Origin of the sequence: Streptomyces sp. MK37H, assembly GCF_018035285.1 — a bacterium.
In the GTDB taxonomy this organism is placed as follows: domain Bacteria; phylum Actinomycetota; class Actinomycetes; order Streptomycetales; family Streptomycetaceae; genus Streptomyces; species Streptomyces endocoffeicus.
Genome location: NZ_JAAAYH010000442.1, coordinates 1 through 7,221, shown reverse-complemented (window position 1 = coordinate 7,221; position 7,221 = coordinate 1). Strand labels below are relative to the sequence as shown.

11 protein-coding genes are annotated in these 7,221 nt (G+C 68.9%); 3 read left to right on the top strand and 8 right to left on the bottom strand.

Annotated elements, in window-relative coordinates; all coding sequences use genetic code 11:
- Nucleotides 1-410 (top strand): hypothetical protein (locus GWI24_RS37195; protein ID WP_210950459.1); only part of this gene is annotated, 410 nt, incomplete at its 5' end.
- Nucleotides 411-414: 4 nt separating this feature from the next.
- On the opposite strand, the gene GWI24_RS37190 is transcribed toward GWI24_RS37195, so the two are convergent.
- From GWI24_RS37190 to GWI24_RS47035, 6 genes are all read right to left on the bottom strand, one after another.
- Entirely contained in the window at nucleotides 415-1,269 is an 855-nt protein-coding gene (locus GWI24_RS37190) for a hypothetical protein (protein WP_210950458.1), read from the bottom strand.
- A 141-nt stretch (nucleotides 1,270-1,410) separates the two neighbouring features.
- Complete coding sequence (locus GWI24_RS37185) at nucleotides 1,411-2,154, bottom strand: hypothetical protein (RefSeq protein ID WP_210950457.1); 744 nt, start codon at nucleotides 2,152-2,154, stop codon at nucleotides 1,411-1,413.
- Between the two features lie 5 nt (nucleotides 2,155-2,159).
- Nucleotides 2,160-3,557: an AAA family ATPase gene (locus tag GWI24_RS37180; RefSeq protein WP_210950456.1), complete on the bottom strand. Its 1,398-nt coding sequence runs from the start codon at nucleotides 3,555-3,557 to the stop codon at nucleotides 2,160-2,162.
- Nucleotides 3,558-3,630: 73 nt separating this feature from the next.
- Complete coding sequence (locus GWI24_RS37175; RefSeq protein WP_247617410.1) at nucleotides 3,631-3,849, bottom strand: DUF397 domain-containing protein; 219 nt, start codon at nucleotides 3,847-3,849, stop codon at nucleotides 3,631-3,633.
- Between the two features lie 11 nt (nucleotides 3,850-3,860).
- Entirely contained in the window at nucleotides 3,861-4,217 is a 357-nt protein-coding gene (locus GWI24_RS47040) for a Scr1 family TA system antitoxin-like transcriptional regulator (RefSeq protein WP_374103385.1), read from the bottom strand.
- Complete coding sequence (locus GWI24_RS47035; RefSeq protein WP_374103384.1) at nucleotides 4,166-4,336, bottom strand: Scr1 family TA system antitoxin-like transcriptional regulator; 171 nt, start codon at nucleotides 4,334-4,336, stop codon at nucleotides 4,166-4,168. Before GWI24_RS47035 ends, GWI24_RS47040 begins: the two co-directional genes overlap by 52 nt.
- Before the next feature lie 350 nt (nucleotides 4,337-4,686).
- Here GWI24_RS47035 and GWI24_RS37165 point away from each other — a divergent pair, with 350 nt between their 5' ends.
- Together GWI24_RS37165 and GWI24_RS37160 are read left to right on the top strand one after the other, a co-directional pair.
- Nucleotides 4,687-5,166, top strand: coding sequence for an ATP-binding protein (locus tag GWI24_RS37165; RefSeq protein ID WP_210950454.1), 480 nt, complete (start codon nucleotides 4,687-4,689; stop codon nucleotides 5,164-5,166).
- The gene (locus tag GWI24_RS37160) at nucleotides 5,109-6,242 is read left to right on the top strand and encodes a Gfo/Idh/MocA family protein (RefSeq protein WP_210950453.1); all 1,134 of its coding nucleotides are present in this window, start codon (nucleotides 5,109-5,111) and stop codon (nucleotides 6,240-6,242) included. The genes GWI24_RS37165 and GWI24_RS37160 overlap by 58 nt, the downstream gene beginning before the upstream one ends.
- Here the strand turns inward: GWI24_RS37160 and GWI24_RS37155 are convergent.
- On the bottom strand, nucleotides 6,232-6,837 hold the full coding sequence (locus GWI24_RS37155; protein WP_308344215.1) for a Uma2 family endonuclease: 606 nt from the start codon (nucleotides 6,835-6,837) through the stop codon (nucleotides 6,232-6,234). The two genes, GWI24_RS37160 and GWI24_RS37155, sit on opposite strands and share 11 nt — an antisense overlap.
- A 122-nt stretch (nucleotides 6,838-6,959) precedes the next feature.
- Nucleotides 6,960-7,221: glyoxalase (locus GWI24_RS37150; RefSeq protein ID WP_210950452.1), on the bottom strand; the 262-nt coding region annotated here is incomplete at its 5' end.

Genomic DNA, 7,221 nt, shown 5'->3' with positions numbered 1-7,221 from the left:
GGCCGGGCATCTGTCATGCGCTTGGTCTGATGATGCTGGCCATCACGGAGTGGGTGCGCGCCGACCTGAAGGACGCGACGTCACCGGCGTCGCACGCCTATCTGAAGGACATGATCGAGTTCGCGGGCTCGCTGGCCGACACGGACTGGTACAAGCCCGCCGTGGACCTGTACGACAAGGTCTCCTTCGGTGAGCCGCGGGCCGCTCTGTGGGCCGCTGTGTTCATGGCGCTCGTCGTGCGGCTCAACCGCTACGGACCGGAGGAGGGCCAGCGGCTGCTGTCCTGGGTGGCCGCCGCGTACTGCCTGCTGGCCACGCTGGCTCTCCTGCCGTATCTGGCCGCCCCGGGGGTCGGCGTCATTCTGCTGCTGGCGCTGAGCGGGGGCCTGGTGAACGTGGCGACCCGCTGAGCGGTCAGCCCTGGTACACCATGGTGCACAGCAGTGTCCGGCCGTCGTTCACCAGCCACGACCAGTAGTACGTACGGTCGCCCTGGACCCGGGCGCAGTTCGCCGCGGAGGCGCTCGCCGGGGCCTTGTAGACGCCGGTGATGTGCAGAATCCGGTTGTACCGGACCGGGACCCGCTTCGCGTCGCAGTCCACCACGGTCATCAGCCCGGCGTTCATCCGCGCCTGCTGCCCGCTGCCCGTCTGCTTGGCCAGCAGGCAGTACCCCACCTTGAACTGGCGGGTCAGGCACAGGGCGGTGGTCCGCCCTCGCGAGGTGTACGACATGTAGTTCTGCCCCGGCCCCTGCCGACAGGCCCCGCCGCCGCTCCGCACCGCGCTCACCCACATGTAGGCGTTTCCGGCGCCGCAGTCGACCGGGGCGGGCAGCTGGGTGTTGTAGTCGCCGTACCCGGTGTCGTACACGGCGAGGCAGTCCCCGGGGCTCACCGCCCGGTACGCCTCCTCGGTAGGATCCGGCGCCACGGTGGGTGTGACGGGGGCCCGGGTCTCGCCCGATCCCCCACCTCCCCCGCTGCCTCCGGAGCCGTACCCGGGCAGCGAGGCGCTGGGGACCCCCGTGGGAATTCCGCTGGGGAGCCCACTGGGGAGCCCGCCGGGACTCGTCGGCGGCCGTGAAGCTCCGCTGGACGGGAGGGCGCTGCCCGCGAAGGAGGTCTTGTCGTCCCCCTCGACCACCTGCGGCAGCACGACCACGGCGAACGCGAGGGCGGCGGCCACCAGTATCCAGGCGCCGCGCTGCCGCTGCTCCTCGCTGCCCCCGCCCATGCCCGGATCCGCCCCGCCCGACGCGCTGCTCATGGCTCTCCCCCGAGAAACGTGGCCACCGCTTTGTTGTTCAGCGCGTCAACGGTCTCATGACATATCGCTTCAGGGGAGCGCTGCGGAGAGCATCGCGGCAATGCGTGCCTGGCATGTGACCTCGACCAGCCGTGTCGGATGTCAGATGAGCAGGGCCGCGCGCAGCTCCGGAACCCGCAGCAGATCGAGCGTCTCGTCCCCGAGGTCGAAGGCGAAAGCGACCCTGGCTTTCGGCAGGACGGCCTGTCGAAGCATGAACTGGGCCACGTCGGCGAAAGGCTGCTCGCGGATGGTGCGCACGGCTACTGCCATGTTGCGCTCATTCCCCTTCTCCCGGCCCCGCTGCCAGGCGCTCACGCACATGCACACCACATCCCGTGCACCGCGTCGAGCCTCGGGCAGCTCGTCCCTGTTCAGCCCGCACACATCCAGGGTGGCCCGCCCCTTGTCCGTCAGCCCTGTGTACTCCCCGTTCTCAAGGCCCAGGTACAGGTGCTCGTACGGATCTTCCCGCGTGGGATCGATGAGCAACGGCTCACCCGCGTTGTCCAGCGGGAAACGATCTCCTTTGTGATGGCTGTTGCAGGTCGTGCACGCGAGGAGGTGGTTCAGCCAATCGAAAGTCCGTAACGGGTTGACCGCCAACGGCTCGAAGTGATCGACGTCCGTACTGAGGTCGTCGCAGCAGTACATGCAGCAGCGGTTGCCGTGCGCCATCTGCCCCAATAATCGGCGCAGCGGCGTGACCAGCTTGCGGCGCTGTGTGGTGTGGTTCCACAGACCGCGCGCGAGGTCGTACCGCTCTTCCGGCTCGGCCTTCGTCACTCTTTCCGTCAGTTCCGCCGCGTGAGCCACCAGCTGTCGCGGCAGCTCGATGCGCTGCACCCGGATCATTCGTCAAAGGCCCCGAGGCGCTTCAAGCGGGCCTCCACCTCCGAGACCCTGGTCCGCGGTGAGCTCTTCAATCGCTGCCGCAGAGCCTCGTGGCGGTCCTCCTCCTCGTCCGTGGCCTGCCCCGTGACCACGCGTGCCTCCAGCGCCACCAGTTCCTTCCGCAGCTCCTGGGCCTCGCCCGAGTACGGGGTGTCCAGCCCGAACAGGTCCGAGAGCACGGCATCATCGCCTGTTCCGTACACGATGCGCTTCCACAGGGCCTCGGAGACCACCTCCGGGGGCCGCGCCTCGTCCGGACCGGGCAACCGAATCAGACCGCGCTCGTCGGCGGCCTGGCAGATATACGGGCTGTGGGTGGTGACGATGAACTGGATCGCCGGGAAGTGTGCCTTGAGCCACTCCCCGATGCGCTTTTGCCAGGAGACGTGGAGGTGCGCGTCGACCTCGTCAATCAGCACCACGCCCGAGTGCGGCAGATACGGTTCGGGCCCCTGAGACCCAGTACGCCGCCATCTGAGATCCAGATGTCCATAGGCGGTATACATCCGCCAGACGATGTCGAGGACCAGAGCGACAACGGTGCGGAATCCGTCACTCATCTGGTGCAGTGGGAACATCACGCCCCCGTCGTCGTTCCGGCACAACCACGGTCCGTCGGAATCGACTTCGACGACGCGGTAGTCATCGGGCAGCAGATCGTGGTTGAGCAGCGCGATGACCGTGTCCAGGAGGTCCTGGGCTCCCGAGCGCTCCTCCAGCCGGTAGAGATGCGCCGAGACCAGCCAGTCAACGGCCTCGGTCAGCGCGGCCTGCTCATGGAAGAGCGTGCGCATCGCCGCAGCGCGGCTGGCTGCGCCGCGATGGGCGGCACGGGTCTGGCGTTCGTGGTACATCCCGGCTCCGGACAGCCTGCGGAACGGTCCGTACCCGGCGTGAAACCAGCCGACGGGTGACGACGACCACAGTGCGCCCGCCTCCCGACCCCCGCTGAACTTCACCTCAGTGGGCATGACATCGCCCGATTCCGGAAAGAGCGCGTCCTCGGGCTTCCACTGGAGCCGAACCTCGAATTCAGCCGTCCGGGGCCCCTTCCCGATCGCCTTGGCGCTCCCTGGGTCCTCCCCTGAGTCGGACCGCAGCGCCGCGGTGAGCGAGGCATGCTCCCGGCCGTCCGACAACCAGCCTTCCAGATCGTCGTCCAGCTGGGAGGCTCGCCGGTTTCCCGCGAGGCATAGCGCGATGGCCCGCAATAACGTGGTCTTGCCCGAGCCGTTGCGCCCGGCCAGCACCGTCCAGCCCGCGTAGCCGCCATCGGGCCGGGTGAAGTCGAGGTCCACGGTGCGCGGCCCATGGAATCCACGGACACCGTCCAGCCGCAGCCTCGTCACGTACACCAGCTCACCCCTTCTCTCTGCTACAGGATGTATACACGCTGTTGCGCCGCCACCGCGCGGATTGTGGACAGCCTCAGTCGCGCCGGCGACCCGCCTTCACTTCGCCGACGCACAAGGCGAAGGCGTCGGCGGGGAAGGTCAGGACGGGGCCGTCAGCTTTCTTGGAGTCGCGGACGGCGATGTGGGTGCGGAGGTCCGCGACCTCGACGCACTCATTGCCCTCCGGGCCGCTGTAACTGCTTCTGCGCCAGACAGCGGCTGCCATGCCAACGGCGGATATGCGATCGCTCATGAAGGGAACTCCTATCGCACGGTCCCCAGCAGCCGCAGTGATGTTGTCGAGTCGGCTGCCTGTGAACGAAGGTAATCGAACGACAATTTATAGGAAGAGAGCGCGTCCACGTCGTCGAGGTACAAGCCTCTGCGACGCATCCCGATGTACACGACGGCCATGGAGTTGAGCGGGTTTCGTGCGTCCTCCCGGCCGAGGATGACGAAGTGCCCGGACCCCGCGGCATGGGCTCCAGCCGTGAAAGGGAGGTGGTCCATCTGCTCGGCCATCACAGCCTCATCACCCACGATGAGCCGGAGTACGGCTTCGTCCAGGATTACCCACCGGTGCAGGGGCACTTGCCGGTCAAGGACGCTCTGGCGCTGCATACGGGCGTCGACCATGCGCTCGACCTGCTCGTTGGGGTGCGCAGTTCGGTCGCCCGGTGGATCGCGGTCGCATAGGCACGGGTCTGAAGTAGTCCGGGTACGACGTTGTTCGCGTACACGTGACGGGGCAGTCGCCCTGCATCGGCTGCGCGTGAGAGGCACGGCCCTCGGGCTCGTACTGGACGTGCCTCTGCGGGCGACGGTCGAATTCCTCGCGCCCCTGCTCCGCGAGCTGGCCGCCGCTGACCGGCACGCGCTGCGTCGCCTCCGGTGTCATGCGCTGGCCGTCACCCCTGGCGAATCTCCTCGCCGGGCCGCCGCGCCGCCTGCGGGCGGCGCTGGATCGTGGCACCGGCCACGGCGGGCCCGCTCACCACCGACGGTGACGAGCTGTGCGAGGCCGTCGCTGCCGCGCTCGCCCATCTCACCGGAGTGTGGCTCTCCGATGTCCGTACCAGGGGGGCCGGTCGTGGACCAATGCGCCGCGTCTCTTGAGGCGGTCGGCGCCGCGCTCGGAAGCGCCACGCGCCCGCAGACGCTCAGCCTGTGGACGCTACCCGGCGACGATCTCGCCTCCGCCTCCACGGCCCGTCGACACGTGGCCGGGACGGCGCGTTCATGGGGATTGCCCAAGGAGACCACCGAGGCGCTGGAAACCGTCATCCGCGAACTCGCCGCCAGCGCACTGGAACACACCGCCAGCCGCTCGGTCGCGGTCACGCTCGCGCTGGCCGGGCGCTCGGCCGTCGTCACCGTGACCGATGAGGGTGCGGGCGACATCCCGGTCACCGCTCCGCCCGAGGGAATCGAGTGTTCGACGAAATGCGAACACTCGACTAAGTTGGATGTCGTTCTGTGCGTTCCCGCGCGTTCCTCTGAAGGAGCTCCGTCATGCCCTCACCGGCCTCCGAACCCCGTACCCCCATCCGTGTCGGCATCGTCGGCCTGAGTACGAAAGGTGGCTGGGCCGCCCGCGCCCACGTTCCCGCGCTGGCCGAACTGGACGGCTACGAACTGCGGGCGCTCAGCGCCAGCAGTGCGGAGTCGGCCCGCGCGGCCGGGGAGAAGTTCGGTGTTCCGCTGACCTTCGGCAGCGCCGGGGAGCTCGCCCGGTCCGAGGAGGTCGATCTGGTGGTGGTGACGGTGAAGGTGCCGCACCACCGCGAGCTGATCCTGCCCGCCCTGGAGGCGGGGAAGCCGGTGCTGAGCGAGTGGCCGCTGGGTACCGACCTGGCCCAGGCCGAGGAACTGGTGGCGCTGGCCGATGCCAGGGGTGTGCGCACGGCGGTTGGTCTCCAGGCCCGCTCCGCCCCGCCGCTGCGCTATCTGCGCGACCTGGTCGCCGACGGCTATGTGGGCCGGGTGCTGTCCACCACGATGGTGGTCTCGGGCCGGAACTGGGGCGCGACGTTCCGCGAGGGCGGCGAGTATCTGCTGGACCGGGCCAATGGCGCGACGATGCTGACCATCCCGTTCGGCCACACCGCCGACGCGCTGACCATGGTGCTGGGTGAGCTCACCGATGTCTCCGCCACGACGGCGACCCTTCGGCCCCAGGTGACCCACGAGGTGACCGGCCGGACCGCGACGATGACCGCCGAGGACCAGATCGCGGTCACCGGAACCCTGGAGTCGGGCGCGGTCGCCGCCCTCCACTTCCGGGGCGGCAGCTCCCGCGCCACCGACTTCCACTGGGAGATCAACGGCACCGAGGGCGATCTGGTGGTCAAGGCCGATACCGCCGCTCTGTGGATGGGCCGGATCACCCTCCATGGCGCCCGTGGCTCCGACACCGGGCTGACCGAGTTGCCCGTCCCCGCCTCGTACGAGCGACTGCCGCGGTTCACCGGCCGCTCCGCCGAGTACGCGTACAACGTCGCGTACGCCTACGCCCAACTGCACGACGACCTCACCACAGGCACCCGGCTCACCCCGGACTTCGCCCACGCGGTCCGCCGTCACCGCCTCCTCGACCGCGTCCAGGAATCGGCCCGCACCGGGGCGCGCCTGACGGTCACGGCCTGATGATGGCCTCCCCGATGACGAAGCCCTTGGCCGGGCCGTCGGGAATGGCGGCGTCGGTGCCGTAGGGAACTCGGTGCTCGTCGGCGTAGTCGGCCTTCTTGGGGTTCGGGTTGGTCAGCACGACGACCGTCCCGTCACCGTCGAAGTCGTCGATCAGGACGTAGAGCGGGATGCCCGCACGGGCGTACGCCCGACGCTTGCGCTCCCTGTCGCGCGACTGGGCTTCCCGGCCCGGTGAGACCACCTCGAAGACGGCCTGGACGCCGCTCGCGTCCACTCCGAGGTCTTCCTCGTCGGGGATCTCGTCGAGGTCCTCGGGGGCAATGAAGAGGTCGGGGATCCAGACCTTGCGGCGGTGGATGACGTCTCCGCATTGGTAGGCGGCGCAGCGGCCATCCGCGAGATGGAGGGTCAGAGCCCTGCGGAGACGATTGGCGATCACTCCATGGCGGCGACGGCCGGTGGGCGACACCTCGATGAACTCCTCGACGATCTCGGCCCGGTAGCCCTCGGGGAGTTCCATGGCCTTCCACGCCTGCCACAGCACCTCGTCCAGGGACATGGCCTCATACCCGGCGGCCGAGGACGTGCACACAGCCAATCGCCTTCCATTCAGTCCGGGCGCCGACGCCACTGCGGCGCAAGCGACACCCTGACGCTATGCGGCCAGGAGGGGCTTCACGGCAACCCTCCAACCGATCAGCCGATCGGGTGATATCACCCGATCGGCTCCAGGAACTCCAGCCGGTTGCCGACCGGGTCCTCGGAGTAGAAGCGGCGGTGGCCCGGGAGTTCCTCGTTCCAGAGGACCTGGGCGCCATGTGCGGCGAGGCGGGCGGCGAAGGCATCTATGCCGATGACCCGCAGGCCCGGGTGGGCCTTGTGGGAGGGGCGGAAGCCCGGCTCGATGCCCAGGTGCAGCTGGACCGGGCCGCATCCGAACCACAGGCCGCCGCCCGCCGCAAGGGCGGCCGGTTTG

Coding starts and splice junctions, on each gene's coding strand:
- GWI24_RS37190 (WP_210950458.1), bottom strand. CDS start 1,269: ATGAGCAGCGCGTCGGGCGGGGCGGATCCGGGCATGGGCGGGGGCAGC.
- GWI24_RS47040 (WP_374103385.1), bottom strand. CDS start 4,217: ATGCAGCGCCAGAGCGTCCTTGACCGGCAAGTGCCCCTGCACCGGTGG.
- GWI24_RS37160 (WP_210950453.1), top strand. CDS start 5,109: ATGCCCTCACCGGCCTCCGAACCCCGTACCCCCATCCGTGTCGGCATC.
- GWI24_RS37175 (WP_247617410.1), bottom strand. CDS start 3,849: ATGAGCGATCGCATATCCGCCGTTGGCATGGCAGCCGCTGTCTGGCGC.